Annotated in this window: 13 protein-coding genes and 1 tRNA gene; all 14 read left to right on the forward strand. The window is 36.5% G+C overall.

Annotated features, from left to right (window positions below):
• Positions 1-15: 15 nt before the first annotated feature.
• Entirely contained in the window at positions 16-945 is a 930-nt protein-coding gene (gene miaA / locus NFR44_RS01125) for a tRNA (adenosine(37)-N6)-dimethylallyltransferase MiaA (protein ID WP_251440229.1), read from the forward strand.
• Between the two features lie 114 nt (positions 946-1,059).
• Positions 1,060-2,301 carry a methionine gamma-lyase family protein gene (locus NFR44_RS01130; protein ID WP_251440231.1) on the forward strand — a complete coding sequence of 414 codons (1,242 nt, stop codon included), beginning with the start codon at positions 1,060-1,062 and terminating at the stop codon, positions 2,299-2,301.
• Between the two features lie 196 nt (positions 2,302-2,497).
• Positions 2,498-3,559 (forward strand): tRNA 2-thiouridine(34) synthase MnmA, encoded by a 1,062-nt coding sequence (mnmA, locus tag NFR44_RS01135; RefSeq protein WP_251440233.1) that lies wholly within the window; start codon positions 2,498-2,500, stop codon positions 3,557-3,559.
• Between the two features lie 14 nt (positions 3,560-3,573).
• Positions 3,574-5,376, forward strand: coding sequence for a translation elongation factor 4 (lepA, locus tag NFR44_RS01140; RefSeq protein ID WP_251440235.1), 1,803 nt, complete (start codon positions 3,574-3,576; stop codon positions 5,374-5,376).
• Between the two features lie 59 nt (positions 5,377-5,435).
• Positions 5,436-6,620, forward strand: coding sequence for a radical SAM family heme chaperone HemW (hemW, locus tag NFR44_RS01145; protein WP_251440237.1), 1,185 nt, complete (start codon positions 5,436-5,438; stop codon positions 6,618-6,620).
• A 158-nt stretch (positions 6,621-6,778) separates the two neighbouring features.
• Positions 6,779-6,854, forward strand: a tRNA-Ala gene (locus NFR44_RS01150).
• Between the two features lie 252 nt (positions 6,855-7,106).
• Positions 7,107-7,688 carry a hypothetical protein gene (locus tag NFR44_RS01155; RefSeq protein WP_251440239.1) on the forward strand — a complete coding sequence of 194 codons (582 nt, stop codon included), beginning with the start codon at positions 7,107-7,109 and terminating at the stop codon, positions 7,686-7,688.
• Positions 7,689-7,922: 234 nt separating this feature from the next.
• Entirely contained in the window at positions 7,923-8,147 is a 225-nt protein-coding gene (relB, locus tag NFR44_RS01160) for a type II toxin-antitoxin system RelB family antitoxin (RefSeq protein ID WP_251440242.1), read from the forward strand.
• 130 nt (positions 8,148-8,277) lie between these two features.
• Complete coding sequence (locus tag NFR44_RS01165) at positions 8,278-8,802, forward strand: hypothetical protein (RefSeq protein ID WP_251440245.1); 525 nt, start codon at positions 8,278-8,280, stop codon at positions 8,800-8,802.
• Positions 8,803-8,940: 138 nt separating this feature from the next.
• The gene (locus NFR44_RS01170) at positions 8,941-9,540 is read left to right on the forward strand and encodes an NAD(P)/FAD-dependent oxidoreductase (RefSeq protein ID WP_251440246.1); all 600 of its coding nucleotides are present in this window, start codon (positions 8,941-8,943) and stop codon (positions 9,538-9,540) included.
• A gap of 241 nt (positions 9,541-9,781) precedes the next feature.
• Positions 9,782-11,089 carry a TrkH family potassium uptake protein gene (locus NFR44_RS01175; RefSeq protein WP_251440249.1) on the forward strand — a complete coding sequence of 436 codons (1,308 nt, stop codon included), beginning with the start codon at positions 9,782-9,784 and terminating at the stop codon, positions 11,087-11,089.
• Positions 11,090-11,107: 18 nt separating this feature from the next.
• Complete coding sequence (locus NFR44_RS01180; RefSeq protein ID WP_251440252.1) at positions 11,108-11,761, forward strand: potassium channel family protein; 654 nt, start codon at positions 11,108-11,110, stop codon at positions 11,759-11,761.
• A 296-nt stretch (positions 11,762-12,057) separates the two neighbouring features.
• Positions 12,058-13,986, forward strand: coding sequence for an OPT family oligopeptide transporter (locus tag NFR44_RS01185; protein WP_251440254.1), 1,929 nt, complete (start codon positions 12,058-12,060; stop codon positions 13,984-13,986).
• Between the two features lie 218 nt (positions 13,987-14,204).
• Positions 14,205-15,227, forward strand: a complete 1,023-nt coding sequence (gene hrcA, locus NFR44_RS01190; RefSeq protein WP_251440257.1) for a heat-inducible transcriptional repressor HrcA — start codon at positions 14,205-14,207, stop codon at positions 15,225-15,227.
• Positions 15,228-15,254: the final 27 nt, after the last annotated feature.

Below are 15,254 nucleotides of genomic sequence, written 5' to 3' on the forward strand. Positions count from 1 at the left end.
AAAAGGAGGTAGCCCATGGAAGAATTAATTACTATTCTAGGCCCTACAGCAGTAGGAAAAACTGATTTAACCTTGCGTTTAGCTCAGGCTATGAATGGCGTAGTGATTTCAGGGGATGCCTATCAAATTTATAAAGGTTTGAATATTGGTACAGCTAAACCTACAGCTAAAGAACTAGCTATGGTGCCACATCGTCTGATTGATATTCGTGATGCTGACGATAGCTATAGCGTGGCTGACTTTCAAAATGAAGCTAGTCGGGCGATTACAGTTGCTCATAATGAAGGGCAGATGCCAATACTATCAGGGGGAACTGGCTTTTACGTACAATCCTTGTTGGAAGGCTTTGATTTCTCTGTAGAGGGGCCAGATACAGGTATTCGTGAACGCTTAGAACATATGTGGCAAGCAGATGGCGAATCAGCTGTATTGGCCTATGGCAACGAATTAGCTGAAAAAGGCAATATTACGTTACGCTTTACTGATAAACATCGATTATTTCGTGCTATTGAATTGATGGAACAAGGCAATTATGAGGCCCTCATACATCAAACAAAGGCAGGTTTATCTTATGAAGGACCTGTTATTGGTTTGCGACGTAATCGTGAAGAATTGTATAATCGTATTAATTTACGTGTGCAAATTATGGTAGATCAAGGTTTATTTGAAGAAGTAGAAGAGTTATTAGCTAACGGTGTATCTCCTCATTGCCAGGCTTTTAAAGGGATTGGTTATAAAGAAGTGGTAGCTTATTTTGCCGGGCAATGTACAAAAGCAGAGGCCATAGAGGCTATTCAACAAAATACACGTCGTTTTGCTAAGCGACAAATCACTTGGTATAAGCGTATGCCTTATATTACTTGGTTAGATTGCGACAATAGAACAAGTGAGTCTATTTATGAGGAGGCTATGGCGCTTATTCAATCACAGCTAAGGATAGGTTAGTGAAGTAATTACAATTAGAGCGCAACACTATATATGTTGGACTAAAGTTTTTATAGGCTATTAGTAGAACCAGATTAATCTATTTATTATTTTAAGTTAGGATGTTTATATAGAATGAATTTAGAAAGTATCCGTGATGAAGCTTTGCGCATGGCAGAGCCTCAATTTAAGAAGTTTGAACCTATTGCATTGCATAATACCAAAAAAGTATTAGAAGCTTTTAAAGAATGTCAGTTAAGTGATTATCACTTTAATGGATCCAGTGGATATGGCTATAATGACAGTGGGCGTGAAAAACTTGATGAAGTATTTGCCCATGTATTTAAAGCTGAAAAAGCGTTGGTGAGAGCTCACTTTGTATCTGGTACTCATGCCTTAGCAACTACTTTAGTTGCTTTATTAGGTAGTGGTAAAGAAGGCAAGGAGTTTGTTTATGCAGTAGGTGCTCCTTATGATACGATGCAATCCGTAATTGGTGTACCGCATACAGTTCGTAATTCCTTAGTAGAACGAGGATTTATTTATAAAGAAGTTCCGTTAAAGAATAATACTTACGATTTAGAGGCTATTGTAGCTGCTGTAACGGAAGAAACACGCGTTGTTGTCATTCAAAGATCCCGTGGTTATAGTACACGAGAGCCTCTATCAGTAAAGGATATTGAAATTATCTGTAAAGCAGTAAAAGAAAAAAATGGCAAAACGATTTGCTTTGTAGACAATTGCTATGGTGAATTTACTGAAATGACTGAACCGCTAGAACATGGCGCTGATATTATGGCTGGTTCATTGATTAAGAACGCTGGTGGTGGCATCGCACCAACTGGTGGCTATGTAGCGGGGAAAGCAGAGCTGGTAGAAGATGTGGCCTATGAGTTGACGGCACCAGGCTTAGGGGACCATATGGGTTCGTATTCACCAGGCTATCGCTTATTCTTTCAGGGGTTATTCTTAGCTCCTCATGTGGTTTTACAGGCTCTAAAAGGCGCCGTATATACAGCGGCTGTCGGCACTTTATTAGGCTATGAAGTATTTCCTAAAGTAGACTCTTCACGATACGATTTGATACAAGCTATTAATCTTCATAATGCTGATGAAATGGAACAATTCTGTCGTGGTATGCAGGCTTATTCACCTGTAGATGCCCATGTACGACCTGTACCAGGGGACATGCCTGGGTATACAGATCAAATTATTATGGCTGGTGGTACCTTTGTACAAGGTTCATCAATTGAATTAAGTGCTGATGGTCCAGTACGACCACCATATACCATCTTTATGCAAGGTGGTCTCGTATTTGAACATTCTATGCTGGGGATTTTAGGGGCTGCTGAAGAAATTTTATCGCATAGAAAATAAAAGCTTTTTTGATGATATTTCTAAATATCTATATATATTACACCTATTTTATGTTATACTATCTGTTGCTTTAGTTTTAAAGCGCTCTGTATCTACATTTTTATTTTTGAGTCAGTATATACATATTCGGACTTTCACTCTGTATCATGTATATTGAGTTACTGTACAGGTCAAGCGACCAACAGAAGGAGAAAGCATGGAAAACGTTGTAGCAGTTGCAATGAGTGGGGGCGTAGATAGCTCCTTAACAGCGTCGATGCTGTTAGAACAAGGGTATAAGGTATTTGGTATTACCTTGCGTTTATGGGTAAGTGACACAGATCCTGATGATGTGCCATTAGCCGTAACTGATGCTAAGAAAATGTGTGATTTTCTTGGTATTGAGCATCATGTAGTCGATGCTCGGGATATTTTTTATGATAATGTGGTAGATTATTTTGTTAATGAATATGCCGCTGGCCGCACGCCGAATCCCTGTGTATTCTGTAATAAAAATATAAAATTTGATTTATTATTAAACAGAGCGTTAGAACTAGGTGCTACGCATATGGTAACAGGTCATTATGCACAAGTTCGTTATAATGAAGCAACAAAATTATACGAACTTCATAAAGGGGATGACCCTTCTAAGGATCAAAGCTATGTATTATATACTTTGAATCAGCATATTTTAAGCCATTTGATGTTCCCTCTAGGATCTCAAAAGAAAACATTAACTCGTGAAATGGCGAACGATCGTGATTTACCAGTAGCTAATAAACCAGATAGTGAAGATATTTGCTTCTTGCCAAATCATAACTATCAAGGGTTTATTAAAAAACAGTTGACAACAGCGCCTAAGTCAGGCAATATTGTTCATGAAAATGGTGAAATTTTAGGTCAACATAATGGTTTATTTAATTACACTATCGGTCAACGTAAAGGCCTTGGTATTGCTTATAAATATCCGCTTTACGTAGTGCGTCTTGATGGTGAGAAAAATGAAGTAATTGTTGGTCCTGATGAAAGTTTATTTACTAATCGCATGATTTGTAAGCATTATAACTTCTTATCAGGTACTATTCCTAAAGAGTTACATGCATCTGGTAAGATTCGTTATGCAGCGAACCCATCACCATGTGTAGCTCGTATTCTTGATGATGAAACGATGGAAGTTGTATTTGAAACGCCACAGCGGGCCATCACGCCAGGTCAATCGGTCGTATTCTATGACGGCACACAAGTCCTTGGAGGAGGCGTTATCGAAACTGTTTGTTAGAGAGAGGTAATTTGATGTCCACTGAGCATATCCGCAATTTTTGTATTATTGCCCATATAGACCATGGCAAATCTACTTTGGCTGACCGTTTGATTGAAACAACGGGGACCCTCACTAAACGTGAAATGGAAGCCCAAGTATTGGATTCTATGGATTTAGAACGTGAACGAGGTATTACCATTAAAGCCCAATCGGTTCGTCTATTACATACGGCTAAAGATGGTAAACAATACACGCTAAATTTAATTGATACGCCAGGTCACGTTGACTTTAGTTATGAAGTGTCTCGCTCCTTAGCTGCTTGTGAAGGCGCTTTGTTGGTCGTTGATGCTGCACAAGGTGTGGAAGCCCAGACCTTGGCTAATGTATATTTAGCATTAGAACATGACTTGGAAATCATTCCTGTCATTAATAAAATTGACTTACCAAGTGCTGATGTGGAACGGGTAAAGAAAGAAATTGAGGATATTATCGGTCTTGATGCATCAGATGCTATTCTTGCCAGTGCAAAATCAGGAATTGGGATTCAAGATATTTTGGAAGCTATTGTAGAGCGCATTCCAGCACCCCCAGATAAATCGGATGAACCTACTCGTGCTTTAATTTTTGATTCTCGTTTTGATTCCTATAAAGGCGCTATTGCTTACGTTCGTGTTAAAGAAGGATCACTTAAAAAACGTGACATCATTCGTATGATGCATGATAATAAAGATTTTGAAGTAACTGAACTTGGTGTATTTACGCCTAATTTACTACCTGTTGAAGAATTGACTTGTGGTACTGTAGGTTGTGTAGCTGCTAGTATTAAAAATGTAGGGGATTGTCATGTAGGCGATACCATTACGAAAGCAGATGCACCAGCTGCAGAGCCATTGCCAGGTTACCGCAAAGCAGTCTCTATGGTATATTGTGGCTTATATCCAACAGATAGTAAGGATTATGATAATTTACGAGATGCCTTAGAAAAATTAAACTTAAATGACGCAGCTCTTGAATATGAACCAGAAACATCGATTGCTTTAGGTTTTGGTTTCCGTTGTGGTTTCCTTGGTTTATTGCACATGGATGTTATTCAAGAACGCTTAGAACGTGAGTATAATTTAACGCTTATTACTACAGCTCCAAGTGTTAACTATAAAGTCCATAAAACAAATGGTGAAGTGCTTGAAATTGATAATCCAGCAAAGTTACCACCACCAACTGAGATTGATTTTATTGAAGAGCCTTATGTAAAAGCGACTACTATCGTACCTAAAGATTTTGTAGGAGCTATTATGGAGTTATCTCAGGATAAACGAGGGGAATATCAATCTATGGAATATTTAGATGAAACTCGTGTATCTATCGTATATCATTTGCCATTAGGTGAAATCATTTATGATTACTTTGATAAGCTAAAATCAGCTACAAAAGGATATGCGTCGCTCGATTATGAATTAATTGGCTATCAAACTTCACCAATGGTTAAAATGGATATTCTGCTTAATGGTGAGCCTGTGGATGCTCTTAGTATTATTGTCCATAAAGATCGTGCTGCTATGCGTGGTCGTGCTTTGGCTGAAAAATTAAAAGAGTTAATTCCTCGTCAAATGTTTGAAATTCCAATTCAGGCAGCGGTGGGAAATAAAATTGTTGCCCGTGAAACAGTAAAAGCATGGCGTAAAGACGTATTAGCAAAATGTTACGGTGGTGACATTAGTCGTAAACGTAAATTATTAGAAAAACAAAAAGAAGGTAAGAAGCGCATGAAAGCGGTAGGAAGTGTTGAAATCCCTCAAGAAGCATTCATGGCAATTCTTAAAGTTGACGACAAATAAATCAGCATTTATTGATAAGAGGCGTCAATATTTATGACGATATAAAAAGGAGTTTGTGTATGAATAACAAACGCATGTCTTCTTTTACGACGTCGCATACACGGGATATGGGGGTATACCTTCATATCCCGTTTTGTCGTAAAAAATGCTCTTATTGTGATTTTGCCTCTTATGAAGGGTTAGAGGCTTATTATGATGATTATGTGGCTGCCCTTTGTACTGAAATTGAAGTATGGGCGAAGCAATATCCAGAGAGTACATTGGTGCCTGTACAAACTATATATTTTGGTGGGGGAACACCGACTCAACTGTCCATTGCACAAATTGAACAAATATTAAACGTGCTATACAAACACTATCAGTGTAATAATGTAGTTGAAATATCTATGGAAGCGAATCCAGGAGAAATAGACAAGTCCTATTTGAATGATTTAAAATCCCTAGGTGTTACACGTTTGAGTTATGGTGTACAGACTTTTGATGATGTCCTATTGAATCTTTTACGTCGAGGCCATACGTCTAAAATGGCAAAACAAGCTATTTCAGATGCCTTAGATGTTGGCTTTCATTCTGTCAGTGGTGATTTAATTTATGCATTACCGGGTCAACATCTTAAGGATATTGAAACTAATGTTAAAACCTTGGTTGATTTAGGAGTGAGCCATGTTTCCATCTATGGGCTGCAATTAGAGGAAGGAACAAATCTTCATAAACAAGTGGAGCAAGGACAGTTAACATTGCCTAGTGATGATGAAAATGAAGCTATGTATGATTGTATGCTTGATCAATTAGCTACTTATGGCTTTGAGCGGTATGAAATTTCTAATTTTACAAATCGGAAGGCCTATAGCTATCATAATTTACGCTATTGGCAATATAAAGAATACTTGGCGTTTGGTGCTGGTGCATATTCCTTTTATAGAGATGTACGGCGTAATAATGAACCTTATGTAGTGCCGTATATCAATCGATTGCGTCAAGGCTTATTACCTGTAGTTTTTGAAGAAGTGATTAATGAAACGAGAGCTGTTGAAGATTTTTGTTTTTTGGCTTTGCGTACTAAATGGGGATTGTCAAAAATTAATTTTGAAAACCGCTTTAATCAATCGTTGTTAGCTATTTTTGGCAATGAATTAGAACAGTTAACTAAGCAAAAGTTATTACAACAAATTGATGATTCTTGGCGCTTAACAAGAGAAGGGGCTAAACATGGAAATTATGTGTTTAGTCAGTTTATACGATAAAAAATGTGACTTATAGGATAAAACTGTAAAGGTCGAGGTTATGTACTCGGCCTTTATTTTTATCAGTCATTATTGGTAATGTGATATATTATATGTTTAAAAGTTAGATTATATTGACATAGTCCATATGTATTTAGTAATATATAGGAGTAATGCATGGGGGTATAGCTCAGCTGGGAGAGCGCTTGAATGGCATTCAAGAGGTCAGCGGTTCGATCCCGCTTATCTCCACCATATAAACCGCACAGAAGTGCGGTTTTTTTATTATATGTAATGTAGTTTAAATGTATTTTATAGTACATGCAGTAGTACATTTCAGAATTTACTAGAATTAATGAAGAGTTATAGTAGGGTGTTCTTTTCGATTAAAGCGTGTTTGTTTCAAGATAGGTATTATTAAAAAATTCAAGAACAAGGTATAATATGAAATATAAATGAATATAGAGAGTGTTTCATTGGTATTGTAATTAATAGGGAGGCATGACAATGAGAAAGCTTTGGGTAATGTTACTAGTTGTATTTTCAATGGTATTTTTAGTAGGGTGCGGGGATACTGTCAGTAGTTTGACCGGCGGCAGTAAAAGTAATGTGCTTACCGAGCCAGGTTTAGCCAATAAGATTATTGATGAACTAAAAAACAGAGACGAATTAAAAGGCCATGATTTAAAAGCAATGGATGGTATTATGTTTAATTACTATAAAGAGTTAGGTACTATAGTAATGATTCAAGTCCAAAAACCAGGAACTACTGATAAGGTTGATGGCTATAAATATGAAAATGGCAAATGGAATGGTCCACAACCAGTTCAATTAACAGGTGATGGTGTGTTAGCTGATAATGTAGGTTCTATTAGTACAATTGACTTTAATAAAGTTTCTGATATGTACAAAGTAGCTCAAGAGAAGGCTAAAAGTATAGAAGGTGGCGAAGTAAAGAGTGGTGTATTTTACTCGTTCTCTGTTAATGATGGTGTATTTACAGCTATGATTACTGTAGAGGGTGCTCGTGAAAAATATGATTTAAGATTTGATGCACAAGGTAACTTAATTAAAGAAACTAAACGATAAGATTTATAAATCAAATTATTGCGCTTAAATGTGCAATAGATTGTTACTTACTAAAAGACCTATTGGATGTATAGTTTGTGTAATACATCCAATAGGTCTTTTTATTAGAGCTGAAAGGATTGAAAATATTGTAGAATAGAGTGATACTTGTAATACAAACATGTAATTCTTGTATTACATTTTGCTTTTTTGTAAAATAAGCAGTATCATATTAAGGAGAAAAGGAGGCTTATTATGAGTACTATTTCTTTACGTCTATCAGAAGATGAAAATAAGCTCATTAGATCGTATGTAGAAATGAATAATTTGAACGTATCTTCTTTTATTAGAGATATTGTGTTAGATAAAATTGAAGAAGATTTAAAACTTGATGAAAAGAGAATTTTGAAAGCTAAAAAATTGTCAAATCATGAAAAGACATATTCACATGAAGAAGTTTGGAAAATGCTAGGTATATAATATAAAATGTATAGGGTGGAATTTGATTATCGTTTGTTTGCTGAAATTAACGATGAAGTTTTGAAAATTTTTTTATTTGAAGTCGCACATCGTCGAGAGATTTACAAAAAGAAGTAAGGAAGTTTGCAAGATGAGAGATTATGTAATGTTTGGCTGGCGCGCGTGTTTTGCTAGCATTGGTTTTGATTTAGTAAGTTTAGCTGTGGTCTTTTTTTCTTATAAGTGGTTATATCATATATTGCCTGGCGACAAGTTTCACATAGCGGCAGGCATTATTTTATTTGTAGTTATTACAGCATTTGCCCTATTATGTAGGCCTTTTTATGTGAAAGGGCTTAAAAAGCGTTTTCCTGATACGCATATTTCCCGCAGTGCTTTTTTATTTATTTTATATGCTATTGCCCTTATATTAGCTATTGTGTTAGCTTTACTATATATAGCTTGTGTAGCCCTTTTTATGACTGAATTACAAGCGGGACAAATTAGTGATAATGAAGTTATTTCAAGATTTTCATTAATCTTCATGGCTCTATCGAGTGCCGCTTATTTTTATTTTCTTCTGTATGCAACGGCTAGTGCAGAATATGTATGGCGTAAATATTTACAACATAAGTTAGAAAGTCTTGATGATGAAACAATTTCTACGATGCTATAGCCTTTTTAGTCATAACTTTTAGTTATTTGGTGATATTTGTCACAGTTTTGTAGAATAGTAATGTGATACAAATACATATAGTTAAGATTTATTTACAGATATAAGTAATCTCATTAATCAGTTAACTAAGGAGCTTTCATGAAAACATCTATTATTCTACATTCTTTATTTAGTGAATTTTCCCGTGAACAATTACATGCTATTATGGACTTAGCCGATGAATTTAACGGCAATTTTCGAGTGGTAGTAACTGGGATTCAGATTTATGACATTACCAAAGAAGCTAAAGCGGCGATTCTAGAACGATTACCAGAAGGTGTGCAACCAGTAAAACATGCGGCTGTCAACTCAGTGGTTGCGTGTCGAGGTACGGATGGTTGCTCTCATGCTTTTATGCAGACTATTCCCGTAGCTAAATATATTGATGAAACCTATTTTGGTGAAACAATGCCAAATAAAGTACGAATTGGTATTAGTGGTTGTCCCCGTTGTTGTGCAGAATCAATGATTAAAGATATTGGTGTCTATGGTATGCCTGATGGCTTTGTATTAGTTGCTGGAGGTAAAAGTGGCAATCGCCCTAAAGGTGGTGAAACACTAGCAAAAGGTTTAACGGCAGAAGAAGCACAAGCAAAAATTGAGTTTTTATTACAATGGTATAAAGATAATGCTATGCCAAAGGAAAAGTTTGATCATTGCTTAAGTCGTTTAGGAAACCCTTTTGCAGTAACTGAATAATCATAGCAACTTTTGACGAGTGGTTAAGAGTGCTGAAATGATAGATATGTTTAGAAAGGGTATGCGATAATTACGTCGCATATCCTTTTTTAGTATCAATAGTTTTTTATTGGCAAAATTTTAAAAAGAGGTATAATACAAATATATTACTATCATAATAAATAGAGGTTTCACTATGCTTTTAAAACCTAATTTACACAATCAGCCAAAGTCGTGGCGACGAATATGGCGCGAATCACTTATGAATAATCCACAGCGCATGTTAGCACTTAGTTTTGCGATTTTAATGTTATTGGGAGGGGCTTTGCTGACCTTGCCAATGGTTACGATTGATGGTACTAGTACTCATTGGGTAGATGCCTTATTTGTAGCTGTATCTTGTGTATCTGTAACAGGCTTAACCACGGTTGATACATTTCACCACTGGAATGTATTGGGACAAACGATCATGATTTTCTTGATACAAATTGGTGGTTTAGGCACTATGACGTTTACTACTTTTATATTTTTAATTCTTCGCAGAAAAGTAGGGTTAGAAAATAAATTATTATTACAAGAAGATATTGGGGAAGACAATATTTCTGTACATACAGTGCTTAAAAAGATTGCGTTGTTGACTTTTGGTGTTGAATTCATAGGTGGCATTGCTTATACCATCGATTTATGGCCTTACTTAGGTAGTAGTGCTATTTACTATGGTTTCTATCAAGCTATTTCCACATTTTGTAATGCTGGTTTTGTATTCTTTGATAACAATCTGCCCTATGATTTAGTAGGAAATTGGGGATTCACCATAACGACTTGTAGTTTAATTCTTATTGGTGGCTTTGGCTATATGGCGACCTTTGATATTTTTAAGAATTATAAACGAGGTTTTCGTAGTTTTGCTTTACATACTAAAGTTATGCTTGTTGGCGAAGCTATCTTAGTGATTGTTGGTACGCTTGCCATTTTAGGACTTGAGTGGAATAATACGTTGCAGCCCTTACCTGCACTTACGAAGTTACAAGGTGCATTGTTTCAAGCTGTAACACCTAGAACAGCCGGTATTCCGACATTAAATTATGGGGATTTACATCCTATTACGGTTTTTATTACCGTTGTTTTTATGTTTATTGGCGCTGGCCCAAACTCTACGGGCGGTGGTATTAAAATTAGTACAATGGCCGTTTTATGGGCTACCTCATGGTCTTTATTTAGCAATAAACGACGTGTTGAGTTATTTGAACGTAGTTTAAGTCAAGCTGTTATTTATAAGGCCTGTGGCATTGTATTTTTTTCGTCCATTCTTGTAGTGCTAGCAACATTTATACTGGCGGGTATTGAAGAATTTCCATTTCTTGATTTGCTATTTGAAGTAACCTCAGCATTTGCTACTGTCGGTCTTACGATTGGTATTACACCTGAATTATCGACCGTGAGCAAATTAACCCTTATTGTGGTTATGTATACAGGTCGTATAGGGGTGCTTACATTAATTGGAGCCTTTTTCTTGAAACGGCGACGTACAACAACAGCGTATTATCCAGAAGACAATGTATTGTTATAGTAATTTTAGGAGTTTTATATGAAGCGTAAAACAATAGGTATAATTGGGTTAGGGCGTTTTGGTGGCACCTTAGCAAAGCAGGTAGCAGCCTTAGGTCATGAAGTATGTGGTATTGATATTGATGAAAAAGTAGTTCAGAAAGTGGCACCTTTTCTTACACATAGCATGGTAGCTGATTTTAGTGATGAAGAGACTATTCGTAGTTTGCATTTACAAGAGTTTGATGTAGTAGTAATTGCTATTGGCGATGATTTAAAGGCCAAATTATTGAGCGCTATGGTTTTAAAAGAATTGAAAGCACCCTATGTAGTAGCCAAAGCTTCGAGTGATATGGAAAGCAAGTTATTGGAACGAGTAGGCGTAGACTTAGTCATTTTTCCTGAAATGAATATGGCAGATCGTTTGGCACAGATGTTGACTCGTGAATATATTGTTGATTATTTTCAACTATCGCAAGATATTGGTCTTGTCGAAATGAATACACCTGAATTTATGGTAGGCCAATCTTTGGTTGAGCTTTCACTACGAAGCCGATATGGAATAAACGTGGTAGCTATAAAAAGGGATAAAGAAGTCTTAGCACCACCAGAACCAAAGGAACCGTTAAAAAAGGATGATTTATTAATTCTCATTGGTCGCAATGAAGATATCACAAAAATGAGTCGACTTTAAGGGGCAATATGCCGATTAGTTATCAACTGTACACTAGTAATTGACATTAATAATAATACAACATATAATCAAGTTAGATAAAAGAGAGGGCTATTCATGGCAGCATGAAAACCCTCTCTTTTGTGCGTGTTAGCGGGATTTTTGTACATTGTCAATATTTCTTTGAGAGGAGGAAGTTGTTGATAAAAATGTAGCGGTATTAATGGTGCAAGCGGAGCAGTGAACATTAGGAAGTATGTTTTTCTGGTATTATTTTTTATATTTTTACGTGTTTTATGTATTAAGGAGATGATGAAATGGCAGCGTCAGGACATCATGATGAGGTCCGCCCAATTATGGACCCCACCAAAAATTATGAAGAAATTAACAGTTATGTTATTTTCTGGGGCTTATTTTATGCTGCATTATTTGCTCTTGCAGTAGGTTATTTATGCTTAAAAATCGGCCAAACAGTTGATGCCTTTGCACCGGTATCTATTCTTTCAATGGGGATGGCTGTATTGTTTAAACGTAAAAATGCTTTCCCTGAAACAGTACATATTCAGGCTATCGCTAGTTCTGGCACTAATGTATTATGTGGTGCTATGTTTATCTTACCGGCTTTATTTATTTTAGATATTCACCATGTAACCGTGCTACAAATGATTATTCCGATTATACTTGGTGGTATGTTAGGCGTATTCCTCTGTATTTTCTTCCGTCAATATTTCTGTGTGGAAATGCATCATGCCTATCCGTTCCCAGGTGGACGTGCAGCTGCAGAAGTATTGAGTAGTAATGATGGTAGTAAAGCGAAGCTTATGGCATTAAGTGGTTTACTTGGTTTATTCTATGACTTTGTGCTAAATACATTAGGATGGTGGCGTGAAGTATTCTCCACAACTACATTCAAATGGGGGCAAATATTCCAAGATAAAACAAAAGTTTCTTTTGCCCTTGATAGTGATATTGCTTTACTTGGTTTAGGTTATTTTACTGGCTTGCGTTATGGTGCTATTATTGCAGCAGGTTCTTTCTTCGCATGGTTTGTATGTATTCCTATTTTCTACTTCATTGGTGGCGATCATTTGATGACGGTAGGAGGCAAAGAAATTCTATTAGCTGAAGCACCTGTTCGTACAGTATTCACGACTTATGTACGTCATATTGGTATTGGTATGTTAGCCATGGCAGGGGTAATTGGCCTATTAACTATGTCCAATGTAGTTAGCAAGATTATGAAACGTGCTATTGTTGACATGTTCTCCCGCGGTAAAACAACAACAGTAAATATTTTACGGACAGAACGGGATTTGCCAAATTCAGTATTAGGTTTAGGTATTATTTTAACGACTGTATTGTTTGGTATTTTCTTCCATATTTATTTTGCAGAAACTTTGATGCAATCTGTATTGGCCTTCCTAATCGTGTTGATTATGTCGTTCCTATTATCCGTAGTAGGGATTAGTTCCATTGCGTTTACTGGTAATGAACCAGTATCTGGTATGACAATCTTTATGATCCTTATTAGTGCAGTAGTGTTAACTAGCGTTGGTATGGGTGGTACTACTGGTATCATTGCAATTTTGATGATGGCCGCTTTCTTAGGTACTACAATTGGTGTAGCGGGTAACTTCATGTCAGAACATAAAGTGGCTCATTTGACAGGCGCTACGCCTGCTAAAATGCAGACTTGGCAATTAGTTGGGGTTGTAGTATCCAGTATTGTATCAGTGGGTGTTTTGATTCTTTTAAATAATGCGTATGGCTTCGTTGGTGAAGGAGCCTTAAATGCACCTCAAGCCAATGCTATGGCTGCTATTGTTGAACCGCTTATGACAGGCGGTAGTGCGCCATGGCCACTTTATATCATTGGTGCGGTGTTCGCTGTTTTATTATGGATGGTAGGTGTGCCACCATTGGCCTTTGCCCTTGGTACCTATTTACCAATGGAAATTAATACACCAATCTTACTTGGTGGTTTCATTTCCTATCTTGTAAAACGTAGTGCCAAAGATGAAGCTGAAGGGGAAGCTCGTGTGAATGAAGGCGGTACTGTTGCCTCTGGTTTTGTAGCTGGTGGTGCTATTGGCAGTTTAATTAGTGCTGTACTTCGTATTGCTGGTGTGGATTGGTTCTTAGAAGCTTGGGAACAAACACCTGAAGCAACATATCTAGGTATTGTAATTTATTTAGCGCTTTGCGTATTAATTTACAAAGTAGCGACTCGTAAACGTATAGTTTAGAATATGTATATGCTTTATTAAATTAAAAGTATTATAAGAAAAGGCGTTTGGCAGTTATTGATTGTCAAACGCCTCTTTGATTTTTTGACTAATCAGTAAATAAGCGAACTTTTAGGAAATTTTTTTAAAATAATTGCTTGACATTTTGACGTTTTATGATAACATTATAGCTGTGATTAGCACTCGACATTGATGAGTGCTAACAATGAGGTGTGATTATGGATGAACGTAAACAACGCATCTTACACGCAATCATACAAGACTACATAAAGTCAGCTGAACCAGTAGGATCACGCACACTAGCTAAGAATTATAATTTAGGTGTTAGTCCTGCCACAGTTCGTAATGAAATGGCTGATTTAGAAGACTTAGGTTTTTTGGAACAACCACATACATCAGCAGGTCGTATTCCATCAGCCAAAGGTTATCGTTTTTATGTAGATGCCATGTTGCATTCGAACGGTACAGAGCGCGAAGATGCAGAACAAATTAATCGAATATGGCAACAAAAGCCAGCTAATTTTGAAGATTTCTTTTTAAATGTAGCTAAGCTAATTTCACAGATTAGTCACAACATGAGTTTATTCTTAGCACCAGCTCATGATACATCAGTGCTTAAATTTATTCATGTATTACCTATAGGTGATAATCGGGCGATTATGGTTGTGGTAACCGATCAAGGCGCTTTAGATAATGAGCCTATGTACTTTAAAGAATCTGTTTCTGACGATGTGTTAGCAACAGTGACTATGCGGCTTACCAATGCGTTAAAAGACCTTAGGATTTGTGACTTAACCTTACATAGTTTAGAAGCAACTATTCAATTAATTGAAGGGCCTCGAGCTGTGTTAATGATATTAGCTGAAACATTATATCGAGCGATTGCTAAACGTAAGCTGTTTTATTCAGTAGGTACTACAGAACTTTTAGAACAGCCAGAGTTTAAAGATATAAAGAAAGTACAGCCAATTTTATCTTTATTAGAAGAACAAGATCAATTAAATAAATTATTAGCATCTTCTAAAAAAGACGGTATCGGTATTACCATTGGGAGCGAAAATAAAGCGGAGACCATGAAAGAGTTGAGTGTTATTCAAGCTGACTTTGGTGACAATGATGAGCGAATTGGCACATTAGCTATTTTAGGACCAACTCGTATGGAGTATGGTCGTATTATTGGTATTTTATCGTATATGCAAGATTTTATGCGTGCATTAGCGGAAAATAAAAATAGAAAGTAATGAGGTGATACTCACGATGGGAGCAGA

The organism is Veillonella intestinalis (assembly GCF_943193155.1).
Classification (GTDB): Bacteria; Bacillota; Negativicutes; order Veillonellales; family Veillonellaceae; genus Veillonella_A; species Veillonella_A intestinalis.